The organism is Oligoflexia bacterium (genome assembly GCA_034439615.1).
GTDB lineage: Bacteria > Bdellovibrionota > Bdellovibrionia > JABDDW01 > JABDDW01 > JAWXAT01.
The window spans coordinates 70201-94894 of record JAWXAT010000003.1 but is presented as its reverse complement, the minus strand read 5'-3'; the positions used below and the strand labels follow the sequence as shown (position 1 = coordinate 94894).

24 protein-coding genes, 1 tRNA gene and 1 other RNA gene are annotated in these 24694 nt (G+C 40.3%); 10 read left to right on the top strand and 16 right to left on the bottom strand.

Annotated elements, in window-relative coordinates; translation table 11 throughout:
- The first annotated feature begins 50 nt into the window (after positions 1-50).
- From SGI74_00805 to SGI74_00795, 3 genes are all read left to right on the top strand, one after another.
- Positions 51-881, top strand: a complete 831-nt coding sequence (locus SGI74_00805; protein MDZ4676020.1) for a hypothetical protein — start codon at positions 51-53, stop codon at positions 879-881.
- 100 nt (positions 882-981) lie between these two features.
- Positions 982-1380, top strand: coding sequence for a hypothetical protein (locus tag SGI74_00800; protein MDZ4676019.1), 399 nt, complete (start codon positions 982-984; stop codon positions 1378-1380).
- Positions 1281-2711 (top strand): DUF885 domain-containing protein, encoded by a 1431-nt coding sequence (locus SGI74_00795; protein MDZ4676018.1) that lies wholly within the window; start codon positions 1281-1283, stop codon positions 2709-2711. Before SGI74_00800 ends, SGI74_00795 begins: the two co-directional genes overlap by 100 nt.
- On the opposite strand, the gene SGI74_00790 is transcribed toward SGI74_00795, so the two are convergent.
- Together SGI74_00790 and SGI74_00785 are read right to left on the bottom strand one after the other, a co-directional pair.
- The gene (locus tag SGI74_00790; protein ID MDZ4676017.1) at positions 2708-3757 is read right to left on the bottom strand and encodes a hypothetical protein; all 1050 of its coding nucleotides are present in this window, start codon (positions 3755-3757) and stop codon (positions 2708-2710) included. The two genes, SGI74_00795 and SGI74_00790, sit on opposite strands and share 4 nt — an antisense overlap.
- A 21-nt stretch (positions 3758-3778) precedes the next feature.
- Positions 3779-4735, bottom strand: a complete 957-nt coding sequence (locus tag SGI74_00785; protein ID MDZ4676016.1) for an RluA family pseudouridine synthase — start codon at positions 4733-4735, stop codon at positions 3779-3781.
- A gap of 141 nt (positions 4736-4876) precedes the next feature.
- Here SGI74_00785 and SGI74_00780 point away from each other — a divergent pair, with 141 nt between their 5' ends.
- The 5 genes from SGI74_00780 to SGI74_00760 are packed head-to-tail and all read left to right on the top strand — an operon-like array spanning position 4877 to position 10028.
- Positions 4877-6496 (top strand): carboxyl transferase domain-containing protein, encoded by a 1620-nt coding sequence (locus tag SGI74_00780; GenBank protein MDZ4676015.1) that lies wholly within the window; start codon positions 4877-4879, stop codon positions 6494-6496.
- Positions 6497-6505: 9 nt separating this feature from the next.
- Positions 6506-7288, top strand: coding sequence for an enoyl-CoA hydratase-related protein (locus SGI74_00775; GenBank protein ID MDZ4676014.1), 783 nt, complete (start codon positions 6506-6508; stop codon positions 7286-7288).
- A complete protein-coding gene (locus SGI74_00770; protein MDZ4676013.1) occupies positions 7289-8773 on the top strand; it encodes a biotin carboxylase N-terminal domain-containing protein in 1485 nt (494 codons plus the stop codon).
- Positions 8770-9120: an acetyl-CoA carboxylase biotin carboxyl carrier protein subunit gene (locus SGI74_00765; GenBank protein MDZ4676012.1), complete on the top strand. Its 351-nt coding sequence runs from the start codon at positions 8770-8772 to the stop codon at positions 9118-9120. Before SGI74_00770 ends, SGI74_00765 begins: the two co-directional genes overlap by 4 nt.
- A gap of 8 nt (positions 9121-9128) precedes the next feature.
- Positions 9129-10028: a hydroxymethylglutaryl-CoA lyase gene (locus SGI74_00760; protein ID MDZ4676011.1), complete on the top strand. Its 900-nt coding sequence runs from the start codon at positions 9129-9131 to the stop codon at positions 10026-10028.
- Positions 10029-10052: 24 nt separating this feature from the next.
- On the opposite strand, the gene SGI74_00755 is transcribed toward SGI74_00760, so the two are convergent.
- From SGI74_00755 to SGI74_00735, 5 genes are all read right to left on the bottom strand, one after another.
- Entirely contained in the window at positions 10053-11366 is a 1314-nt protein-coding gene (locus SGI74_00755) for a hypothetical protein (protein ID MDZ4676010.1), read from the bottom strand.
- Positions 11363-11638, bottom strand: coding sequence for a hypothetical protein (locus tag SGI74_00750; protein ID MDZ4676009.1), 276 nt, complete (start codon positions 11636-11638; stop codon positions 11363-11365). The genes SGI74_00755 and SGI74_00750 overlap by 4 nt, the downstream gene beginning before the upstream one ends.
- A gap of 379 nt (positions 11639-12017) precedes the next feature.
- Entirely contained in the window at positions 12018-14621 is a 2604-nt protein-coding gene (locus SGI74_00745) for a M1 family aminopeptidase (protein MDZ4676008.1), read from the bottom strand.
- Positions 14621-15664, bottom strand: coding sequence for a 4-hydroxyphenylpyruvate dioxygenase (hppD, locus tag SGI74_00740; protein ID MDZ4676007.1), 1044 nt, complete (start codon positions 15662-15664; stop codon positions 14621-14623). The genes SGI74_00745 and hppD overlap by 1 nt, the downstream gene beginning before the upstream one ends.
- Positions 15665-15675: 11 nt before the next feature.
- Positions 15676-16182, bottom strand: a complete 507-nt coding sequence (locus tag SGI74_00735; GenBank protein MDZ4676006.1) for a DUF4442 domain-containing protein — start codon at positions 16180-16182, stop codon at positions 15676-15678.
- Positions 16183-16344: 162 nt separating this feature from the next.
- Between SGI74_00735 and amrA the strand changes: the two genes are divergently transcribed.
- Positions 16345-16920 (top strand): AmmeMemoRadiSam system protein A, encoded by a 576-nt coding sequence (gene amrA, locus SGI74_00730; GenBank protein ID MDZ4676005.1) that lies wholly within the window; start codon positions 16345-16347, stop codon positions 16918-16920.
- A 70-nt stretch (positions 16921-16990) separates the two neighbouring features.
- On the opposite strand, the gene rnpB is transcribed toward amrA, so the two are convergent.
- The 8 genes from rnpB to rpsU form a co-directional block, all read right to left on the bottom strand.
- Positions 16991-17337: RNase P RNA component class A (gene rnpB, locus SGI74_00725), an RNA gene on the bottom strand.
- Between the two features lie 67 nt (positions 17338-17404).
- The gene (locus SGI74_00720; protein ID MDZ4676004.1) at positions 17405-17824 is read right to left on the bottom strand and encodes a ribonuclease HI family protein; all 420 of its coding nucleotides are present in this window, start codon (positions 17822-17824) and stop codon (positions 17405-17407) included.
- A gap of 16 nt (positions 17825-17840) precedes the next feature.
- Complete coding sequence (locus SGI74_00715; protein ID MDZ4676003.1) at positions 17841-18551, bottom strand: C4-type zinc ribbon domain-containing protein; 711 nt, start codon at positions 18549-18551, stop codon at positions 17841-17843.
- A 34-nt stretch (positions 18552-18585) separates the two neighbouring features.
- Positions 18586-18662: transfer RNA gene (locus SGI74_00710), tRNA-Ile, on the bottom strand.
- 45 nt (positions 18663-18707) lie between these two features.
- Positions 18708-20576, bottom strand: a complete 1869-nt coding sequence (gene rpoD, locus SGI74_00705) for an RNA polymerase sigma factor RpoD (GenBank protein MDZ4676002.1) — start codon at positions 20574-20576, stop codon at positions 18708-18710.
- A 21-nt stretch (positions 20577-20597) separates the two neighbouring features.
- The gene (gene dnaG, locus SGI74_00700; GenBank protein ID MDZ4676001.1) at positions 20598-22370 is read right to left on the bottom strand and encodes a DNA primase; all 1773 of its coding nucleotides are present in this window, start codon (positions 22368-22370) and stop codon (positions 20598-20600) included.
- Between the two features lie 136 nt (positions 22371-22506).
- Entirely contained in the window at positions 22507-22965 is a 459-nt protein-coding gene (locus SGI74_00695) for a GatB/YqeY domain-containing protein (GenBank protein MDZ4676000.1), read from the bottom strand.
- Between the two features lie 21 nt (positions 22966-22986).
- Complete coding sequence (gene rpsU / locus SGI74_00690; protein ID MDZ4675999.1) at positions 22987-23190, bottom strand: 30S ribosomal protein S21; 204 nt, start codon at positions 23188-23190, stop codon at positions 22987-22989.
- 161 nt (positions 23191-23351) lie between these two features.
- Here rpsU and SGI74_00685 point away from each other — a divergent pair, with 161 nt between their 5' ends.
- On the top strand, positions 23352-23858 hold the full coding sequence (locus SGI74_00685; GenBank protein MDZ4675998.1) for a nucleoside deaminase: 507 nt from the start codon (positions 23352-23354) through the stop codon (positions 23856-23858).
- Between the two features lie 6 nt (positions 23859-23864).
- Here SGI74_00685 and SGI74_00680 read toward each other — a convergent pair whose 3' ends face one another.
- Positions 23865-24689 (bottom strand): glycosyltransferase family 2 protein, encoded by an 825-nt coding sequence (locus SGI74_00680; GenBank protein MDZ4675997.1) that lies wholly within the window; start codon positions 24687-24689, stop codon positions 23865-23867.
- Positions 24690-24694 lie beyond the last annotated feature (5 nt).

Sequence of the window (24694 nt, the reverse complement as noted above, 5' to 3'; positions counted from 1 at the left end):
AGCTTATAAGCGAGTTCATTTTTGGCATATTGCGTGCTTATAGCCGTGATATGTATCAAGTTATTTTGCCTATTTTATTAGTTTTTTTAGCCTCGCCTGCTAATGCCACCATTCGCCCAAATGGATTTTGCATTAAGACACTTAGTTCAATTGACGAATTTCTTATTGATGAAGTTGAAGGGGCGTTGGATGGCAATGCACGAATTAAATCGAGTTTTGTAAAATGGGTTGAGAAAAAAAATGGTAAACCAATAAAATTTGATGAAATTAAACCCGACGTAAAAATAAAATTATCACATGAATATATTCAAGAAAACCATTCTATTATTGCAGAAGCTAAACCCAAACTTGTTCAGGCCCATTTACAAATACTAAAACAACGATTAATTCCACCCAAAAACCGAATTGATGAAATAGAATTTAATGGTTCACGGTATCCGATTTTAAATGTTTTAGGAGAAGGCAGTGAAGGAACCGTTGTACTAATAAAAATTAAAGGTCGTCTAACTGTAATTAAGAAATTTAAATCGCCAAGAATATTAGCTGATCATGTGAATTTATATAAAATACTTGCCGACAGTTATGTCAGCGTCACCAAGGTCTTAGATGCTGACCTCGCAAATGACTCATTAATGATGACTTATAAAACAGGTTTAACAATCGCAGATATTAACAAACTTGTTATTGATGGAGTAATTTCTGGGGCTGTACGAGATGCATACCGGTTTTTCCATTCCCAATTTCAAAATAGTGTTGTGCGCTTTGCAGGTCATCAAATCGTGAGTGCAACAAAAGATCCGTCTTTGTATTTTAATTTAAACGTGACAAATGTTTTATACAATCCAGATTCAGATTTTTGGATTGCGATTGATCCTCGCTAAATAATCATTACTTATAATTTATTTACTCCACATAAATCTTAAAACCTGCGATCTAACAGATCTTTGCAATTGACACTTCCCCCGCCCACTCATTAAAACAATGCCTAATAGTTTTCTTAATTTTTGCATACCAGGGGGTAAAAGCATGGGTGTTTATAAACTGCTGACAATCATATTGTTATTTTTCACTTCAACATCTTCATTTGCATTTCGAATCGATAGTAAACTTTTGCACCAGCCCCAACAATCTCGCAATGAAACTGCAAATCAAGCACTTACCCAATTAAGCCAAGATTATTGGGATGCCCTTATGGCCTACGCCCCTATGTGGTCCACCTTTGAAGGTGAAACTAAATATAATGATCGCCTAGAGGATCTTAGCTCCGAAGCTACAACAGCATGGAGATCCACACTTATTGGTTTTCAAAAAAGGCTCAATACAATCAACTTTCGAGCCCTCACGTTTGGCTTGCCGACACTTTCACATACTTTCCATTGAAGACGACCCAAGATTTAGAAAATTTCATCAAACGACTTGAAGCTGTGCCTGCGTATTTTGACAATAAAATTAAATCTTGGAACAAAGGAATTACCAAAGGTTATATTGCTCCGCGCTTCGGAGTTGAATTGGCCATCACTCAGATTGAAGCCAATATTAAAGCACTCGACGCTGGGGTATCACCATTTAACACCCATGTCGCAAAAATCACAGATCCAGTTTATTTAAAACGTGCACAAGATGCCCTATCCACACATATTGCCGTGTCTTTTAAAAAGATGCATGACTATTTGAAAAATAAATATCTTCCCCATACAACTACAGATCACGACGGTATTTGGGCACAACCAAACGGTGTAAAATCTTATAAAAAATTAATTAGCTATTTCACCACCGCAAGCCTTGATCCCGAGGTCATTCACCAAATTGGTTTTGAAGAGCTTAAAAAGTGCCAAACTGAAATGCTAGCTATTGCTAGCAAACTCGGATTCACGGGGACTCTTCAAGAATTTTTTATACATGTTCGTCAAGATCCCAATAACTTTTTTAAAACTCGAGACGAAGTTTATGAAGCAGCAGCCGCAAGCATGGAACGAGCAAAATCATTCCTACCTAAGTTGTTTATAAATATGCCCCCTGCTCAATATGAAGTAAGAAAAATTGATCCGGTCATGGAACAATCAGCAGCCGCCGGGTACGCAGGAGCTCCAGACCAAAATTTCACACGCCCTGGCTACTTCTACATCAATACATATCTACCTGAAACACGAGCACGCTACCTCATGGATTCATTAAGTGCACATGAAGGTTTACCAGGGCATCTGCTTCAAGTATCAACCGCATTGATGCTTAAAGATCTACCAAGATTTAGAGCGAGTTGGGGTAACACCGCTTATGTCGAAGGTTGGGCTCACTACAGCGAACTCTTGATGAGTGAAGTTGGATTTTACCGTGATGAGCTCTCGATGTTTGGAATGTGGAGTGATCAGGCATGGCGCGCAGCACGTCTCGTTGTTGATACTGGCATTCATCATAAAAAATGGTCACGAGCCCAGGCTTTGAAGTTTTTCATGGAGAACACAGCAATAGCTCAACACAATGCTCAAACTGAAATCAATCGCTATGCTGTTTCACCCGGTCAAGCTCTTGCTTACAAAATTGGACAACGTGAATTCTTAAGACTGAGAGAATTAGCTAAGCAAGAATTGGGTTCAAAATTTGATATCAAACAATATCACAGCGTCGTACTCAGCGAAGGCGGTGTGCCGATGTCTGTGCTCAGTGAAGTTGTTCAAAAATGGATTAACAGTTTGAAGCAACCTAAAGATTAGAATAAAAATCGACCGAACAAACCAATTTGATGCTGGGTGAATGAAAGCACTTCAAGGGTTCCTGAGGTGTAGGCACCATGGTTATCTCCATGGTAATAAATTCCCAACTGAAGATTTTTACTCATTTGATAAAGTGAGTCGAAACCAAACGGTATAATGGTGTAACCCTTGGTCGCCACAGCTGTGCCACCTGCGGGTGTTGTTGTAACATCACCCGCATTCCCAAAACCTACATAAGGTGTGAGAAAAAATTTACCAAATTGCTTTTCATAAAATGCAGTTAATAAATACTGACTACCACCCGTTTCTTTTATAGCGACGTTAGCACCCGTAGCTGAACTCGTCATCGAGCGCTCCATTTTAAAAAGATAATTGAGCTTCGCTCCCACAACACTGCCTGGTGTGAATTTATATTGAACACCCACCATCGGGGCAAAAGACATTCCACCTGAATTACGTGTACCCGTTACTGTTGAAGTGGCACTTGTTTTTGTGCCCGAATAATTAAAATTTAATCCGTAGATGAGACTCATCTTCTTCATTGGGTATAAGCCCTTATAAAGCAGCACAATATCTCCAAGACCAGATTCTTTTTCTGTCTCTTCAGGAGGAGGATTTGTTTCATAAGCGTATTTTAATTCACTACTTCCAAAACTAAGATTTAAACCTACAGTGTGATTACTTGTAAGGCCGAATTCATATGAAAGAAGTGCTACTGTCTCGGTATACTTTACTGTTTGAAAACGAAATCCGCCAATACCTGTCTCAGTACTATAAGTTGAATAATAAGGAGTTAATGTAATCGCACTTCGCTTAGCACCTGGTTGAAAAAAATAATAAGTGCGAACTGCATTTGATTTTTTAGTTTCTGTTTTGTTACTACTAAATTCATCTGAATTTTCAATTGCTGGTGACTGACGTTTATACGGCTGAATTTGATCTGACTTTTGTCGAGGCTTCGATTTTGGCTTTGTAGAATTTTGTGCCATTGCAGAAATTGAAAAAAGACTCAAAATCACAAGCACATATTGCTTGCTGTATTGCATGCTGCCTCCTTGCGAAACTACTTACTTAAGATTAACGGTCGACGCGTTATAAGGCAAGGTTATCCCCAAATGATTCCAGTGACATGGGACCTTATACTGGTGATACCCCCCAGTCTTTGGACAAGAAAAAATCATCTCAACCGCATGCAGACCAAACTCGTCGTGTGAAATACCTCCATACATTTCATCACCAACAATTGGAGCTCCACTTTGAGATAATTGCGCTCTGATTTGATGGGTGCGACCTGTGAGAAGTTCAATCCCCAATTCAAAACCTCCGAGCTTGAGAGCATTACAACTATGAATTTGCAAAAGACATTCAATCCACTTTTCGTTTGTGTCAGAGGGAACAACATCCTCCACTTCTTTTGGAGCGCGCACAGTATCTTTCATAAAGTGTCGGTATAAACGTGGCTGAAGCGGCTTAAGAGTTCTGGCTAGATAAAATTTCTTTAAATTTCTTTGTGAAACTAAATTATTAAACAGTGATTGATACTCTGGAGTTTTAGCAATGAGCACTAATCCCGATGTTGGAACATCAAGTCTATGCGTTACAAAATAATTATGACCAGTAACTTTCCTAAGTCCATGAATCAGATTTTCTTTAAGATTATCAAGTGTGGGATGCATGGGTAAACCTGATGGTTTATTCATAATAAGAAAATCATCATTAGAAAAAATAATACGCTTTTGAAGGTCAGATTCATTTACAGCGTATCGCCGCGGCTCAAAATGCACACGCAGAGTATCTGTTGAGTGAATCAAGTCTTGTGGGTCTAAAACTCGTTTTTGATTTTTATAAACTGCACCAAATTCGATCAGCCACTCTAGCTCATCTTTGGTGAATGACCTTTGCGCGATCACAAGATCCGCACTCACTTTTTGAGCTAAATAATCCAAAAGCACCATTGGCTCAAGCGGGCCCGGGTAAAACCCAAAACGCTTCGACAAAGCCTTTGCTCCCACAGCTAAATTCATACTTACTTCTACCCCATAACGCACAGCAACGCACAAATAATCTCCAAAATCCCAAAAATGCACGACCTTACTTTTTGTAATGCAAAAATGCACGGCCTTACTTTTTGTAATTTGACGCGAAATGTGATCGAATCTGAGCCCGTGGAAACAATTGAAACGCAAGTAAACACATCAAGCCCTGAATTCAACGCCAATAAAGAGTCGTATGCAAAACTTTTAAAAAAATTAGAAATGCATTTGCGACAAGTTGAATCAGGTGGAGGAGAAGAAGCCTTACGAAAACATAAATCTCGCGGTAAACTTCCGGCACGTGAACGCGTTCAAAAACTAATAGACCCTGGTACGCCCTTTTTAGAATTCAGCGCCCTTGCTGCATGGGAAATGTTTGACGGCGAAGCACCAAGCGCAGGAATCATCACAGGCATAGGTGTTATTCATGGTCGCGAAGTCATCATCGTTGCAAACGATGCCACAGTAAAAGGTGGCACCTATTTTCCCATCACTGTTAAAAAACATTTAAGAGCACAAGAAATTGCCCTAGAAAATAATTTGCCCTGTGTTTACCTCGTAGATTCAGGTGGCGCCTTTTTGCCACTACAAGCAGAGGTGTTTCCAGATCGCGATCATTTCGGAGCGATTTTTTATAATCAAGCCCGTATGTCAGCAGCTCGCATTCCACAAATCGCAGTAGTGATGGGTTCATGCACCGCTGGGGGAGCCTATGTCCCAGCCATGTGTGATGAATCAGTTATTGTAAAAGGAAATGGTACGATTTTTTTAGGTGGCCCGCCTCTTGTGAAAGCTGCCACGGGTGAGATCGTTGATGCCGAAAGTCTTGGCGGTGCACTTGTGCATTGTCAAAAAAGTGGGGTCACAGATCATTTTGCAGAGGATGAAAATCACGCACTTGAGATCACGCGCAATATTATTCAAAATCTCAATCGCCCGTCACTTGCGCAATCAACATTGGCTCTAAGTGCAATTGAGAAAAAAGATCCACTTTATGATTCTAAAGAAATTTATGGAATCATTCCAAATGATCCAAGAAAACCATTTGATGTTCGTGAAATTATCGCGCGCATTGTAGATGGCAGTGAGTTTCAAGAATTCAAAGCGCTGTACGGAACAACTTTGGTCTGTGGCTTTGCACGCATTTGGGGATTTCCCGTAGGAATCATAGCCAACAACGGAGTTTTATTTAGTGAAAGTGCATTAAAGACTACACATTTTATTGAACTTTGCTGTCAAAGAAATATTCCGTTGGTTTTTTTACAAAATATCACGGGCTTTATGGTTGGAAAAAAATACGAAAATGAGGGCATCGCAAAAGATGGTGCAAAAATGGTTATGGCCGTGAGCAATGCACGTGTGCCTAAATTTACCGTAATCATTGGCGGAAGTTTTGGTGCCGGGAATTATGGAATGTGCGGCAGAGCGTTTCGTCCACGACAACTCTGGATGTGGCCCAACGCACGTATTAGCGTCATGGGAGGTGAACAAGCAGCCAATGTTTTATTAACAGTGAAGATGGATCAACTCAGTAGTCAGAAAAAAACTATGACGCCAGTAGAACAAGAGGCGTTTAAAAAACCGACTTTAGAAAAATATGAAAATGAAGGCAGCCCCTATTATTCCACCGCAAGACTTTGGGATGACGGAATCATTAACCCGGCTTACACCCGAAAAGTATTAGCGCTTGGTTTGGCTGCGAGCACGAATCAAGAAATACCACCCACGCCCAGTGGCGTGTACCGCATGTGAAAGATGACGATGACAAACTTAAAAGCTGATAAATTTAATTCTGTTTTACACGTCACCCTTTCACGCCCCGAAGTGCATAACGCATTAGATGCAGATTTGATCAAAGGCCTTACAGAAATTTTTAAATCTATAAAAAAAGATTCATCGATTTTAGCAGTTGTACTTCGAGGTGCGGGGCCTAGTTTTTGCGCTGGAGGGGATCTCAACTGGATGCGCAAATCTATGAAATTCACTTTAGCCCAAAATAAAAAAGACACTCAAAAACTTTCTGACATGTACGAAGCCATCTTTCAATGCCCCGTGCCTGTTTTAGCTGTCATTCAAGGGAGTGTAATGGGCGGAGGAGTTGGATTAACAGCTGTCTGCGATATCGTTGCCGCTGAAACTGAAACAAAATTTTGTCTCAGTGAAGTCAGACTGGGTTTAGTTCCCAGTATTATTTCACCCTATGTTTTACGAAAAATTCCCGAATCACAAGCCAGGCCTTTGATGCTCACGGCCGAGGTGTTCAAAGCTTTACATGCTCAACAAATTGGGCTCGTACATTTTACCGGTGCTGTGGCAGATGCAGAAAATTTTATTCAAGAAAAACTAAAACTTATTGTTAATAATGGCCCAGAAGCTACTCGAATCACAAAAGATCTTATTCAAAAAATAAAAACATCAAACTGGCCAGCAGCAAGAAAACTTACCGTAAAAACAATAGCTCAACGGAGAGTTTCTAAAGAGGGTCAAGAGGGTATGAATGCTTTTTTTGAAAAACGCATACCCACATGGCGAAGGGGTACATAATTGCGCGTCGCCATTAACAATCGCGGTGAAGTTGCTGTTCGCATCATTCGCACCTGCCAAGAGCTAGGTTTTACATCGATATTACTTCATTCAAGTCCTGATAAAAATACAATAGCCTATCGAATGGCTGATGAAACCGTAGAACTCACAGGATCATCATCACTTGAAACCTATTTAAATATTCCGGTAGTTGTGAATAGTGCACTATCAGCAAAGGCAGAACTACTTCATCCAGGGTTTGGGTTTTTAAGTGAAAATGCTGAATTTGTAGTGGCGCTCGAAAGTGCTGGTATTACTTTTGTTGGGCCATCAGCAAAATCAATTTTTACTGCAGGAAATAAAATAAAGGCCAAAGAATTAGCTAAGGCGAATAATGTTCCCGTCACTCCGGCGTACACTGGCTCTGAAACAGACCCCGCCAAATTATTAGCAGAAGTTCGAAAAATTGGATTCCCCTGCATCGTTAAAGCCGCATCCGGTGGCGGTGGCAAGGGAATGAAGGTCGTTGAACATGACTCAGATTTTTTTGAACTCTTAAGCTCAGCTCAAAGAGAAGCTAAAAATGCATTCGGTTCTGATCAAGTATTTATTGAGCGCTATATTCAAAAGCCAAGACATATCGAAGTTCAAATTTTATGTGATACGCGCGGAAAACGACTTCATTTTTTTGAGCGCGAATGCAGCATTCAAAGAAGACATCAAAAGATTTTTGAAGAAACACCATCAACGGCTATTACACCTGAACTGCGCGATAAAATTACAGCAGCAGCACTTAAAATTGCTGAAGCTGCAGATTACACAAATGCAGGTACAGTTGAGTTTTTATTAGATGAAAAAAATAATTTTTACTTTATGGAGCTCAACACAAGACTGCAGGTAGAACACACAGTCACTGAACTTGTATGCGGCGTTGACCTTGTACGTTTACAATTTGCAATAGCATTAGGCCATGAACTCGAAATTGAACAAACAGATATCTCACAAAGAGGTCATGCATTAGAGGTAAGAATCTATGCTGAAAACCCAGCACTTGAGTTTTTACCCAGCCCTGGAACAATCCAAGAATTACACCTTCCTCTTGGCCCCCATCGTCGCTTTGATTTTGGTTATGACGTTGGCGATACAATTACACCCAACTATGACCCTATGATCGGCAAAATTATCACATGGGCTCCAACTCGTGAAGAAAACCTCAGACGCATGTACTCTACACTTTGTGAAACTGTTATTTTTGGAGTTCATACAAATATTGAATTTTTAAAATCAGTATTGCTCAATAAAAAATATCAAATGAACAATGTCAGTACTCGTTTTTTAGAAGAAGAGTACAAAGGTAGTTTTAAACTTTCTGAATTAACCGAAACACAAAAAGAATTTGCAAAAACAGCTGCTCAAAAATCAACCACCTCCACTGGCAATCAAAATGGAAGTGACCTCTCAAATAATTCTGGCCTTCGTTATCAATCACCGTGGGTGACATCATGAGTGATTTACGTCGCGGCTTTATCAAAAAGATCGGCTCCACACTTTGGATGCACTTTGAAGGCCGCACTTTCACAGTAGATATGAACACATCCTCTAGCGCTCGACGCAGCAAACAGACCCACGGAGTCACCGATGGTTTTCTACGCTCACCCATGCCTGGTAAGGTTTTAAAATTAAATTTCAAACCTGGCCAAAGTGTTAAATCGGGTGAAACTGTTTGTGTATTAGAAGCGATGAAGATGGAATACGCGCTGAAAGCTTCATTTGATGGAAAAATAAAAAATATTTTTAAAAATGCCGGCGAACAAGTCTTACTCGATGATAAAATTGTAGAATTAGAAAAATAGAGGCTCATATGCGCATTAAAATATTTGAAGTAGGCCCACGCGACGGATTACAAAACGAAGTAAAAATACTGAGCCTAGAACAAAAAAAACATTTCATTGAACTTTTATCTCAAGCCGGGCATTCAGATATTGAAGTTGGGGCATTTGTTAATCCTCAAAAAATTCCTCAAATGGCCAACACAAAAGAATTAACAAAGGCACTTGGTAAATCATTAAAAACCCAATACTGGAACCTTGTGCCCAATGACCGCGGATTTCAAGATGCCGCTGAATCTGGTGTTAAAAACATCGCGATTTTCACAGCAGCCAGTGAAACGTTCAATCAACGTAACATCAACACATCTATTGATGGTAGCTTTGAACGCTTCGAAACATTTTTACCCAATGCAAAAAAATTAAAAATGCGCATTCGCGGTTATGTCTCTACGTGTTTTGGTTGCCCATACGAAGGTGTGATAAATCCTAAAGCTGTATTAAAAGTAACCGAGCGCCTACTTAAGTTAGGTGTTCATGAAATCAGCATTGGAGACACCATTGGTGTTGCGAACCCAAAACAAGTTGAAAAACTCACAAAATCACTTTTAAAACTTATGGGTTCAAAAAAACTTGCTCTGCATTTTCACGATACAAGAGGTACAGCACTAGCCAATATTCTCGCAGGTTTACAAGCAGGTGTGAAAATTTTTGATTCCAGTAGTGGCGGCCTAGGCGGTTGCCCATACGCACCAGGTGCTGCAGGCAATGTGGCCACCGAAGACTTACTCTACATGCTGCATGAAATGGGTTTTGACACCGGAATCAATTTAGCCAAACAAGTTCAAGCAAGTCAGTATGTTCAATCTTGCTTGAATCGCACATTACCTAGCCGCTACTTACAAGCAGCGACCAAAAACTCCACGAATTCTTGAAATCGATAACCGTTGGCTTAAGCTCTAACGACTCCAAGTGCCTTGGGAGCAGAGCCAACCGCCAATTGCTTTTCCATCGGGAACCTTAGATGACCACGTTGGGTCATTTCCTTCCCAGCCACAGTCATGCCACCTACGATCTAGACAAAGAAAACGAGAATCCCCATTTGATAAACCCACGGTGTTATGAGTTCCAGAAAAATCACTCGCGTTAGTGGGAGTTCTTTGATTACAGTTTTGAGCTGCCCAATTCCAATCGGTCCTAACTCTAAATGTTCTATCAAAAATAATTTTATCACCAGATCCAACTATCCCTTGATCGGATGTAACTGGTGATAAGTAATAAGTGGGGCTTGCCGGATTTTCAGATAAGCATTCTGTTAAATGCCGATCTTGAGGCAAATGACAGCTTTTGATTTTAGGTCTTCCGTTTACGAGTTTGAAATCACTATTTTGAGAAAGCTTACGCAATGTTAAATGAATTGATAAATCACCCTGAGCAACTACTGGGTTTTGGTGACCTTCAATGGCAGCTATGGTAACTCCATCGCCCTCACGAGTATATGCATGTGAAAGATAACCTCTGAATCGGGGTTTTAAACCGCCACTCACATCTGGTAGATATATTGACGGAAGTTCGCTTTCTTGTAGCCAGTGAACATCATCGCCAATGTGGTGAATCTTGTACTGAATGTCAAAATAAGCGCTATTGTCAGTGGGCATGGTTATAATTTGTTCCATCTTAAAGTGCGTCGCTGCACCACCATGTGCATAATCAAGCATGGGGACATTTCCACCATTGGATACTATTTTTAATTGAACAGCTTGACCGCCACTTGTGTTAACAACTTCATAGGTCCAATCAACAGGATTCTTCACTATGACATTTGCCGCTCTATTATAACTTCCCGCCTGTGCTGGGTTGGTAACACTGGCATCACATGCGGCCGAGTGTCCATCTAGTACACGACCCGTACTATCTAGCAAAAGATTACCTGCGGCATCTCTTGGCTGACATTCGTAAATTGAGGCCTGAAATAGAGCGCCAGTATCAATATGATCAATTAAGTTAAAACCCTTAGTCGTCGGATAACTCCAAAGTTCATAAATAGCCCCACCCCAATCTGCAGCAAGCGCAACTTGTATTTCTCTTTTTGTTAAATAGAGGAGCTGTTTATAATCGCAGGTACCTAAAATTGCAGCGTTTGCATCACATTGAGGTCCACCAGCTCTCACAAAGAGTCTGTAGTTCTCCATTGAACCATTATGAGGATGTTTAAAGAGATAATCTAGGCGACCATTGGCATCAGTATAAAGACCATCCTTACTTCCTATCAAAGTTTGAGATGCATCAAGAGAGCGTATTTCGATATATATATAGGAACATTCGGCATTCCATAGGTGTAAGGAGATGCCGCTTGTTTTGTATCGATACTAATTTCAATATTACCAGTGGCCATATTGCGAAATGAACTTACATCAAGTTTAATTTTATTTGTGCTCCAACTAAAATTTTGAAACAAAACGAAAGTTACTGTGAGACAAAGAAACGAAAGACCTCTATAAAAATGTCTTTTTGAATTTTCAAGATTACCCAAGAACCGCTTCATTAGTTTATCCCCCGCAATTGCCCAATTACATGCCATCAATCTTTCGGCACCTTATTGAATTTGCAATACTCCCGGCCAGAACTTCATCGCTATTTCGTCCACTTTCGAAGCATAATTTTCTGAGATACAAATAAAAAGGCCCTGACACCTGAGGCTCGCTTGCAGTGTTACTGCTTGCCAAGCTCTTGGTTGCCAAGGCTATGGAATGCCTCCGATTGATAAGGAGGCCCGCATGAGAACCAATACCCAATGTTCTCTTCGGTTAATTTTAAGAAAACTAGACAAGCAAGCGTCAATTTAAATTGCGCTGGTTCTTAGTCTAATAACCATCTCAACCCACAAGCCAAAAGTTTGGGTATCTCCGGATAACGACAAACTCTTATTTACGTTTTGTTTTCTTAGATTTTTTCGCGATAAGTGTCGGCGGTTTTACTTCAAGCATTTCCATGCGATCTTTCAGCTTTCGATTTTCATCAAGCAGCTTCTCAAGAGTATCTTTAAAATCAGTAAACTCTTCAGGGCGCTCTTGATTGTGTCGCACTCGTTTTGCTGCACGAAATGCTGCGGCTTTAAAATGACCATCGACAATGCGGTGAGCGGCATCTTCTAGTGCCCATGCGACACTCGGATCGCGCCTGCGCACAAGTGCATCAGTGGCTGCAAAACGTACACGTAAATATGGATCATCCAAACTTTCTTTTAAAAATTCTGTGACCTCAACGCGATCAAGACCATACTCGCCAAGTGCAATGGTTGCGGCGGGCCTTGCAAACTTAGGCGCTCCATAGCGGGCATTCTCTAAAAATAATGGCAACGCGTTTGCGTCGCGCAACATTCTTAAACCCACATTGGCGTGTGTTGCAACATAGTCATTCCAGGTTTTAGTTTTAAGCGCTTTTTTAAGTGCATCAAAAGCATTTTGAGATTTTGTACGTCCTAATGCATTGGCTGCGGCACCACGAACAAAAATATTTTTATCAGATTCAAGTGTCGCAATCAGTACATCTGCAACTTCTTGATCTCGAAAATCACCCAGGGCTAAACAAATACGCGTGCGCACTTTACCTTTCTTTTCTTTTTTCAATGCTCGTAACAAGGCCTTACGTGCTTGATTTGAACGTGTACTTCCTAAAGCTGCAGCAGCTTCAATACGAATTCCCCAAAATGAATCATTATCGAGGCGATCAATTAATGTGTCGATCCCCTCACTCGTTGCTTCCTTTGCAATTGCTTTAATCGCCCATATTTTACCAATCACATCGTCATCATTTTTTAATTGATTTTTGAGCATCTCAAGCGGCAATGCCCATTCAAGTGTTTTGATAATTGAATTTCCAACATCAAAACGACAATACAATGGCTTCTCTTTTAAATGAGCTGCAAATGTCTGCTCTTTTTCATCGATTTTAATAGGAAGCTTCACAACCGACTTATCTGAGAAAACAAATTCAATTTCTGAATCAATTTTAAAAAGTGAAGTTAATGCATCTACAGTTTGTTTTTGATTAAATTTGAGTTTTGCAATTTTTTGAGTTTGATCCCACTCAAAACCGGCTTTTAATTCTGGATGACCGGCTTTAAAAATCCATTGATCAAAAAACTCTTGAAGATTTTTGCCAGATTCTTTCTCAAGTGCTCTTTGAAAATCAACGGTCTCAACTGCACCACCTTTATGTAACAACAGATAATTTTTCGTTCCGTTCCAAAAATCTTCATTACCAATTAGATTTTTGAGCATATTTAATACAAGCCCACCTTTTTGATACAAATGCCGATCCCAAACTTCACCTGGGTCACTATAAAAATGAGTAACAATAGGTCTACGGTAAAGGCCCGAATCTTCTGCTAAATAAATATTGAGTTCTTCGAATCGAAAATAGTGAGTTTCTTCAACTCCAAGGTCGACCTCTTTAAAAACCGTCTCCATAAACGTAGCCCAGCCTTCGTTTAGCCAGCCATGACTCCAGGATTTACAGGTCACAAGATTCCCAAACCACTGATGCGCTAGTTCGTGAGACACCAGATCATCACTAGTAAAATCTTCATCAAGCTCTAGAGGGTGTAAAACCGTATCTGTTTGTGTGGTGGCAGATGTATTTTCCATTCCGCCAAAAACAAATTCTGCTACTGCGATTTGATAGTATTTTTCGTACGGATACTCAACACCCAGTTTTTCACTAAAAAGATCCATCATCTTCGGAGTTTTTCCAAAGCTCAGCTTAACCTCTTCTTCACGCCCTTTTTCACAAAGATAAGCAACTAGTTTTCCACGCCATGTTTCTTTAATCTCAGAAAACATTCCAGCAGTAAGCGTCACAAGATAACTCGGAATCAACGCCCCACTTCGCCAGTGAAACGTCCAGTATTTACCACTTCTTGATTCACTCAATAAAGCGCCATTACTTGTTGCGATGAAACCCGCGGGTACTTCTATTTTCATTTCAAATGAACATTTAATTCCCGGCTCATCAAATGAAGGAAACCAATAACGAGAATCATCATCTTGACCTTGAGTCCAAACCTGAATAGGACGATTTGGATATTTATCATCAGGGTTTATAAAATAAATCCCTGCCTTTGGATCACGGGCTTCATAATTTATTTTTACTTCACCCGTGTCGCCGCGCTTAAGTGTATCGGGCAGAAAAATCATAATGTGTTTTTCTTGGACTTCAAATTGAATAGATTTTTTATTAATTTCAACAGTAGAAATACGTAAATCGATGGAATCAATTTTAAAAGAATTAACTTCGCGATATGCAACCTTAAATGAAATCGTGTTACTGCCTTTAAGTGTTTTTTCTTTCACATCTAAAACAAGATCTAAAAACTGATGAATTGGCAGTACAGGTCTTTCTTCACTGTACTGAACCTTTGCCCAAGGAAACGTATGCGCCGGTACTTTTTCTTTAACATGTGGCCGTGGTGCAAAGTAATTACCAGCGTGACATCGACACCCTATTAGATCTTTGATGTTTTCCATTATAAAACACCACGTCGCTCTTGATCTCTTTCGATAGCTTCAAATAGTGCTTTAAAATTTCCTTCGCCAAACCCTTGATTGCCTGCACGCTGAATGACTTCAAAGAAAAATGGTCCCACTGCATTTTGTGAAAAAATTTGCAGTAAATAACCAGAATTATCACCATCAGCTAAAATGCGCTGTGCTTGAAGTTTTTTTAAATCTTCTTTCATATTATTAATGCGCTTAGGAACATCATCATAATAAGTATCTGGGACATTTAAAAATTCTTGCCCCGATTTTCTCAATTGAGGAAGTGTCTCTAAAATATCAGCCGTTGAAAGCGCTAAATGTTGAACTCCAGCACCATGATTCACATTTAAGTATTCTTGAATCTGGCTCTTAGTTTCAGTAGGTTCATTTATAGGGATTTTAACTGTGCCCTCAGAATTCTCCAATACCTTACTCAATAATCCTGTGCGGCCAGTTGTGATTTTAAAAAACCGTGTGACTTTAAAATCAAAAATCTTATGATAAAAATCAGCCCAATATTCCATCTTGCCTGCTTCAACGTTGCAAGTGAGATGATCTACAGCAAACATTCCAAAACCTTTAGGGTAATTTTCAACTTCTACTTGGACAACGGGGTTAAAAACACGAGTGTTTTTGCGTGAAACAAAAGTATGCAAGACATCACCTACAGCCTTAATACTTGCTTGCGTATAATCACCATCAGCTAATTTATCTTTTTTAGGCTCATGTACCTCTGTAGCTCCACGTTTTACTGCTTCGCTGTAAGTTTTTTCTGCATCGTCAACGTTGAGTGCAACTTGACAAATTCCATCACCATGTGCGGCTACAAATTTTGATGCATAACTTTTGTCATCATCTCCTTGTGAAAGGATAAACTTTATTTTCCCTTGCCCCCAAAGTGTACTTCGCGTTGAAGATGATTTTCCCTCACCAAGTTTACTAAAACCCCAATCGGTTAATTGCTTTTCTCTTTCGCTTAGTGATTTCACTGCAAATTCGATTGAATCCACACCATTTAATTTAATACTCACGTTATTTCTCCTTAACCTAAAGCCAACGGACGCAGTGTTTTTAAAATCCAATGTCCATTTACGCTTGCTACTGTTTGATCTTTTTCATCTGTCACTACTACTGATAATTCACACGTTACTTCTTCACCTGAACGAATCTTTCGTAATACTTTTTCTCGTTCAATTTCTCCAAGCGATGCTCGCACACGCACTGCTGAAAATGCCGGCTTAAAAAACTGACTTTGTAATGCCTCTAATCTCACTTGATCTAATTCTGGATTAAGATGTCGCTTCCATAACATGTTAGATGCGTACTCAGCTGCCGCAATTAAAACTGAACTTTGCAATTGCCCCACTTCATTTCGATTTTGTCTTCCATATGGAATTTCTACTTCAACCGATGTATCGGTTAACAGCTTTACTTTAAAGCCCATGACTAAAGTCAAAGGAGCACTCATCAAAGGTGTGAGCTCCCACAGTTTTCGTGCAAGCCTTGGGCTTAATTGCTCTAATTGAAACAACGATTTTCTTAAATCCATAACCTTTTAACTACCCTTATCTGGAGCAGGTTTCACACCTTTTAATTGCTTTTGAAATTATGTGATTCTTACATAACTCATCCTCTGACACAAAACATCAAAATGGTCAATGCAGAGCGAAATTCACTGTTATTTTTAACCGAGTAAGGTTAATTTGCGTTTATGTCTGAATTTGATAAACAAGTCATTCAAATAGCCTCGTTAGGTGTCTGGCAAATTGTCACCGGCAAAACTATGAGTAAACAACTCAAGCAAGTTCTAGATCCGCGCTGGGAACATAAAACCGGCCTCTTTATCACGCTGAAAAAATCAGGAAATATTCGCGGAAGCATGGGGCTTTTAGATTCAAATACAACTTTAGCTGAAACACTTTTTGAAGTAGCTGGAACCGCAGCAACACATGATTCTCGTCACCCCCCAATTGAAGAAAATGAAATCAAAGATCTTGAAATCAACGTGACACTTTTATCAGAAATAAAAAAACTTAAATCAGCAGATGACATCAAAATTAAACAAACTGGCCTTATCATCTCTCGAGGAGCCAATCGCGCCGTCTTACTGCCACACGTGGCAAGTGATAATAATTGGTCGTCTGAACAATTTTTAGAAGCGTGTTGCGAAAAAGCGAAGCTGTCTCATAAAGCGTGGAGAGATCCAAATACACTAGTTGAGTATTTTACGGGCATTGAACTTAATGGCGGCCCACTACTCAATGCCATTGAAGAATTTATTTCGTAAAAAAATATTTAAGCTTAACCTTACAAAAAAGTGCGGGCTTTAACGTTTTAGCGTTAAAGCCCGCATAATTCTCACAAGTAAAGCTGTAAGCCGGATCCTGTCGAGGATGATCATTCCTCTAGGCCTGAGATTACTCTCAAGGCTCAAGCGATCTTACCCGGAAGCTACGGGCGGATACACCCTACTATTGCTTCCCTATTTGATCTTGCTCCGTGCAGAGTTTGGCTGTTTTCACTCCAGCGGCTCCCCGAAAACTCCCGTTCCCGTGTTCCGGCTCAATGCCCTGGACATTCTCTCTGTTCCACTGTTCCTCGCCTCACGGCGGAAGGGCGTTACCCTTTGCACTATCCAACGGAGTCCGGACTTTCCTCTCCTTCATCTATAAAAGCCTGAAGCAGCGATCATCCACTCTACTTTTGAGAATTACATTTATAACAGAAGTGGCTCTGAAGGCCAAGATACATGATGTTCAGCGATAAAATATTTAACTATCCAACGCTTTATTAGCCAACCTATCGGCATGAACATTTTGTTCTCGTGGAATATGTTCAAATTTAATTACTTCAAAATGTGCTGTTAATTTTTTGCATTGTTGATAGAGCGGAATAATCCCCTCAGCTTTGACCTTATAAAGACCTTGCATTTGTCGAATCATAAACTGCGAATCAGCGCGCACCATAAGAACTTTTGCTCCACCGGCAGCACAAGCTTTTAATGCTTCAATGAGTGCGGTGTATTCAGCAAAATTATTTGTTTGATTACCCAGCTTAAGTGAAATCTCTTCGAGTAACTTACCATCGGCTGAAAAAATAGCGACACCCGCAGATGCAGGCCCGGGATTACCTCGACTTGCACCATCGGTATAAACAATCACTTCATGGGGAAGCTTTGCTTGTGGCCCCATCAGTGTTTATCTACGTTCACTGTATTTTGTAATACAAGAGTCTTTGGCAATTAGGACAGGTAATGAGATCTTCACCCTTTTGAACACGAATGTACATTTGTGGGGGCAAAGCAACGTTACAAGATGTGCAATGACCTGAATTTACAGTTACAATTGCATCGCTATAAACAGCGCGAATACGATTATAACGACTAATCAGTGGAGGATTAATTCCAGCCACCATAGAATTACGATCACCAGCGTATGCTGCGATTTCTTTATCAGCTTCACCAACTTGGCTACCAACCTCAGATTTTTTATCAACAAGTACTTTAGCAAGATCATCTAAACGCGCTTGAATTTCTGCGAGTAAAGTATCTTGAGATGTGATTTTTTCTGCAAGCTCACCGACTGTTTTTTGACGATCACTGATCATTTTTTTTGCTTTATCAGATTCTTTTGAAGCTGCGTGGAATTCTTTATTGTTTGTTACACCACTGAGTCGCGATTCGATATTTTTAATGCGATCGCCATCCATTGTGATTTCTGATTCAAGTGAACGCTTTTGTCTTTCAAGATCAGCTTTTAGATTTTGAGCAGCTGTTAAAGCTGACGTTTGCGTTTTGATTTCATCTTCCACCTTAGCAAAAGCGGAGGGCGCTGAACTAACTAGTTTTCGAGCTCGATCGATTTTTAAATCCAACTCTTGCAACCTACTTAACTTCTCAAGCTCTTCTCGTATTAACATTTGCCTCCTCGCAGAGATTAAAACTTTCATTAAATGGTGGGCCCACCAGGATTCGAACCTGGGACTGCCCGGTTATGAGCCGGGAGCTCTAACCAGCTGAGCTATAGGCCCGTACGCGCTTCCACTTCTAAAAAAAATCTAAATCTACAATACTGTTTAATTATCAATAAACGCTTTTAACTTCTTCGCACGACTAGGATGACGGAGTTTTCTCAACGCCTTTGCCTCAATCTGACGAATTCTCTCTCGAGTTACATTAAAATCTTGTCCAACTTCTTCGAGAGTATGATCACTTTCCTCACCAATACCAAAACGCATGCGAAGTACTTTTTCTTCACGAGGTGTAAGTGTCGCAAGCACTCGGCGTGTTTGCTCTGCTAAATTTAAATTAATGATGGCATCAGATGGATTAATAACTTTTTTATCTTCGATAAAGTCACCTAAATGACTGTCTTCTTCTTCACCTACTGGTGTTTCGAGACTGATAGGTTCTTTTGCAATTTTGAGAACCTTACGAACTTTATCAATAGGCATTTCCATTTTCACAGCTATCTCCTCAGGAGTTGGCTCACGACCAATTTCTTGAACAAGATAACGTGAAGTGCGAATCAATTTATTAATGGTCTCGATCATATGTACAGGAATACGAATTGTTCGAGCTTGATCGGCAATGGCGCGTGTGATGGCCTGACGAATCCACCATGTGGCATAAGTTGAAAACTTATAACCACGACGGTATTCAAACTTATCAACGGCTTTCATCAAACCAATGTTTCCCTCTTGAATTAAATCCAAGAATTGAAGACCACGGTTTGTATATTTTTTCGCAATACTAACAACCAAGCGAAGGTTTGCTTCAACAAGTTCTGATTTAGCCTTGTCAGCTTTTCTTTCTCCGCCTTCGATGCCCCAGTAAGTGTCTTTAACCCACATAGTGTGCATCTGAGCTTCAACTTCAACTCGATCAATACGTTTTTTAGCTGTGTTTAATTGCTCACATAAAACGTCAAGCGCTTCGCAAGTCATGCTAGTATCGCGCATAAACTTACTGCGATCTTTAGGATTATCTTTTAATCGCTTGCTCAGCTCGTTGAGTTCTTCGATGTTTGCTGTATCTGCACGACGAACACCCATAGTGATGAGACTATTGAGTTGATTCAGACGTGTTACTAAGTTTTTAAATTTAATTACAATGCGATCAATAGTTTTTCTATTAAAGCTTACGTCTTGGAAGTTCTTAAAAACCTCTGCTTTATTCTCATTGAGCTCTGCATGAATTTTTTCTTTTGTCGCTGGGCTCAGGCCATGTTTATTGAGTTGATCAAAACATTTTTGAGATTTTTTCTTGTAAGCTTTAACGTGACCAATGAGATCATAAATTTTTTGGATATATTCTTTTTCGTCGTATGTTGTGTCTTCGTCTTCAAGACCGCGAAAAATACTTTTTACTTTAATGCGACCTTTATCAAGACGTTCACCGATATTGATGATTTCGCCAGTACCAAGAGGTGAACTCAAAATAACTTTTAGAATCTCTAATTCACCTTCTTCAATTTTCTTAGCGATCTCTACTTCGCCTTCTCGCGTGAGAAGACTTACACTTCCCATTTTGCGAAGATAGAGACGTACAGGGTCATTACCCTTGCCACCTTCTTCGTCTTCTTCTTCCTCTTCTTCTTCTTCCTCTGCCGCAGCTTCGGTAGGTTCTTTGAGGAATTCTTCTCCGTCTTTACCTTTTACTTTTTTGGTTGAATCAACAAGCTTGATGTCATTTTGATCAAGAGCTTCCATAAGCATATCGAGAAGCTCAGGACTTGCAATTTCAGCTGGCAAAAGATCATTTACTTCTTCATAGGTTAAGTACCCACGGCTTTTACCCATGCTGATAAATCTCTTTATTTCAGAGACGATCTTATCTTGCAGTTGTTTTACGGAGAGTTTTTCGACAGGTGCAGCCTTGGCTGATTTGCCTTCTTTTTTTCCGGGCTTATCCGTGTCGTTATTTGTTTTAGTTTTCTTAGCCATGGGTCTCCTAAAATTAAACTATTAAGGCTGTTGGGGGCCTTTTTGTTCCATTGCAATTTTCATGAAAATTTCTAACTGTTCATTATTGAGATCAGGTTCGCTTTTAATCGAGTTTAAAAGATTCTTAGACATGCGTTTTAAATACCGATCTTTTACCCGTACAAGGCAATCTTGGATCAACTGCTCATCTCCTGCTTTGTCTAACCCGCTATTAAATCCAATATGATTTGTTAGCAATTCTGAATTAACACCTTCACCCTTTAGCGAAGCGCCCAATTTATCAAAATCATTTGGGTTTTGACAATATTTTTCAACTACCTTTTGGGCAACCATGCGGGCCTCATTATTTACGAATTTCTCAATGGCACCCGAAGCTTGAATGAACTCGAGGTGCACTGGTTTCTGTAGCATAAATTGAACCAAGATCTCCTCTTCGGTAGGAATTTTTTCTGTCTTCTCAGTATTTACATTTATCTGTGTATTTTCAGCAGGTTGCGCGTGTTGCGCGCGAAGTTGCTGCGCCACGAGACGTTGCTCCATACCCAGTCGCTCTGCCACTTCTTGTAAGTAAAGAATTCTCAACCGTTGATCTGTTACACGCTCCAAAAGAGGTCCCAAGACATCAAGAAGCTCTACCTTTTCGCTGGGTTGGCCCTTGAAATGTGCCATGTGACGATTCATAAAACTGATGAAATGATCTGGCGCTTGTGCCGCTAAACGCTGGAATTCTTCTAATCCAAACTCTCTTAAATAATCATCAGGGTCTTTTTGGCCGGGCAAAGAGAGACATCGAGAAAAAACTCCGGCATCAAGTAGCATCGGAAGACTTTTATCGGCTGCTAATTGCCCAGCATCGTCACCGTCAAATAGTACGACAACACGTGAGCATAGCTTTTTAAGGCTCTTTGCATGCTCGAGAGTAAAGGCTGTCCCAAGTGTTGCCACCACATTCTTTACGCCAAATTGATAAAGCGCTAAGAGATCCATGTAGCCCTCAACGATGTAAACTTCATTTTGAGCGCGAATATGTTTTGCAGTTACATGTAATCCGTAAAGAGTTTTACCCTTGTTAAACACAGGGCTATCAGAAGAATTAATATATTTTGGCATTTGATCGCCAAGACTTCTTCCACCAAAACCTAAAACGTTTCCGTTAGGTGATAAAATCGGAAACATCAATCGGTCGCGAAATAAATCGAAGTAATCACCACTTTGTTTTTTCTTAATGAGTCCTAATTTTTCAGCCGATTGTAATGGAGCTCGCGCTCGTAGCAATGCCCCTGCTAGATCACTCCAGCCCGTCGATGCATAACCAAGTTTGAATTCTTCAACGATCTCTGGAGTCAAGCCTCTGTCATGAAGATATTTTTGAGCTCCTTGATCTGAGCTCAATGCTTTTAATTTATTATAAAAATATACGGCCACATATTTATTTACTTTGAGTTGTTGATGGCGCTCATCTGTCACTGCAGCCTGAGCTGGTGTGATTTTTTCTTGTACAGGGAGTGCAATATTCGCTCGATTGGCAAGATACTCCACCGCATCAGGAAATGACATGCCTTGAAAATCCATGAGAAAGTTATAAGCTGAGCCAGATTTTTTACAGCCAAAACAATGGTAGAGTTGTTTCACATCACTGACGTAAAAACTCGGCGTTTTTTCTGCATGACTTGGAAACGGACAAAGACCTCGAAAGCTTGAACCAGCTTTTTGTAACTGTACGAATTGACCAATGAGATCGACGATATTATTGGCTTCGCGTACGTTTTCGATGAATTCTTCGTTGAATCGCAAACTAAAAATCCCCTACCAAAAGTTACCCGAAAAATAAAAAGAGCTCTGACGATTTGTAACCATCAGAGCCCCTTGTTGCTTATTCTTAGTTTATTAATTCCCTGGGCATCAAAAGACATTCATTTCAAATATCTTTTTATTGAAGCTTAGCCTTTACCAATTCGCTAATAAGTTTTCCGTCAGCACGACCTTGAGTTTTAGCCATTACAATTTTCATGACTGCACCCATTTCTTTTGCTGATGTAGCACCCGCAGAACTCACAGCTTCTGTGACGATCTTTTCAATCTCTTCTCGCCCCATTTGTTGAGGAAGATAAGATTCAATGATCTTCATTTCTGCTGTTTCTTGATCAACCAAGTCTTGACGTCCACCGGCAGCGAACTGCTCGATAGAATCCTTACGTTGCTTGAGTAGAGTTTTAAAAACAGCTAAGACGTTTTCATCATCGCGCTGTTCTGGGGTGCGCTTATCATTTGGATCTTCAGGCTTCACACGATCGTCGATCTCTTTATTTTTGAGCGTTGACTGAACCATGCGAATAACTGAGAGACGAAGCTTATCACCATTTTTCATGGACGCTTTAAGGTCGTCCATCAATTTTTTTTTCAATGACACTTAGGGGGTCTCCAGGCTTTTTCGCAATTTTTTCAAATTGCGTTTACGCGCCGCGATCGACTTTTTCTTTAATCGCACGCTTGGTTTTTCGTAATGCTCTCTTTTTTTAATTTCAGAGAGAATTCCGCCTTTTTCACACTGTTTTTTGAATCGGCGCATAGCACCTTCAAAACTTTCACCATCGCGAATTTTAATTCCGGGCACGAAACATCACCCCTTTCCAAGAGTCATTTGTTTGCTCACCAGTCACCTCAGTAACTTGATCGCAAAGTTTAGAGCTTTTTAAGCTGTTTATAAAGCCTATTGTAGCTACCAGCCATAATATGCTTTGTCAATTTATTGGGCTCTAGACTATAGAGATTCCTATGGATTCACAAGCTTCTAAAACCGATCAAGACTTTATGCTTCGCGCCCTAGAACTGGCTCAGGAAGCGGCTTCTATAGATGAGGTTCCCATCGGGGCACTGGTCGTTTTGGATCATGACCCTGTGACTGGAACTTTATTACAGACTCCTGAAATCGTGGCTGAGGCCTATAACATTCGTGAAAGTGGGAAAAACCCCGTAGGCCATGGGGAGCTTTTGGCTCTTCAAGCCGCGGCATTGAAATTAGGTCGTTGGCGACTCACGGGCTGTACTTTGTATGTGACTCTCGAACCTTGCGTAATGTGCGCGGGAGCCATTGTTTTGTCACGCGTGAGTCGCGTAGTGTATGGAACAAGGGATCCAAAAGCTGGAGCTGTTGATTCACTTTATGGCATTTTGAAAGATGAGCGATTGAATCACAGACCTAAAGTGTTGAGTGGAGTTTGTGAAGCTGAGTGTTCGAGAGTTTTGAAAGAATTTTTTGCGAAGAAAAGAGGGTTGCTATGAAACTTATCACTTTGTAAGTTTTTGATTTTTTAAATACAGTTTCGCCTGGCGTAAGAAAAATCCGCTTGCTTCAAGAACAGCTAAAATAAAACCTAACGTTCCGTCGCGAAAACCGCGTTTTCTGAAAAATGCTTTTGAGAATTGGGCCAAGCCTGAAAACAGCATGTAGCTGGGGCCGTGTTTTACACCGCGCTTGAATAATTGCTCCGCTTCAAGTGTTGAGTAGCGATTCATTTTATCCATCATTTGAGCAAGTGTTGCGCGTGGGTAATGATAAATTGGGAATTCAATCCTTAAGATGCGACCTTGCACCACCGGGTATTCATGAACTTCGCCGGTGAAATTTGCGCCTTCTCGGCGAAAAAATCGCCATTGATGAGATGGGTTTGCAGCACCATAGCGGTAAAGCTGGCCGCGAAAATGTTCCCACCTTCTAATTTCATAGAGATCTACGCGCGGGGTTTTAGGCTCTCCTAATGGATGAACACTTGGAGTAAAAATCGCCGTGCGCTCGGCCCACTCTTCTCCTTTTTTCTTAAAATTTGTAAGCCAATTTATAAGATCAACGGAACACACTTCATCGGCATCTAAAAAGAAAACCCACGGGTGTTTTGTGTGATTGAGGGCGAAATTTCTTTGCTCACCGAAATTAGTCCAACCTCGAATAAAAACCTTATCCGTATATTTTCGAGCAATAGCTTGAGTATTATCTGTGCTCTCCCCGTCTACAACGATGATTTCATCAGCCCAAGTGAGGCTTTTAAGAGCGTTTTCAATAACACCCTCTTCGTTTTTACATATTATAAAAGCTGAAATTTTGGTTTCCGACATATCTA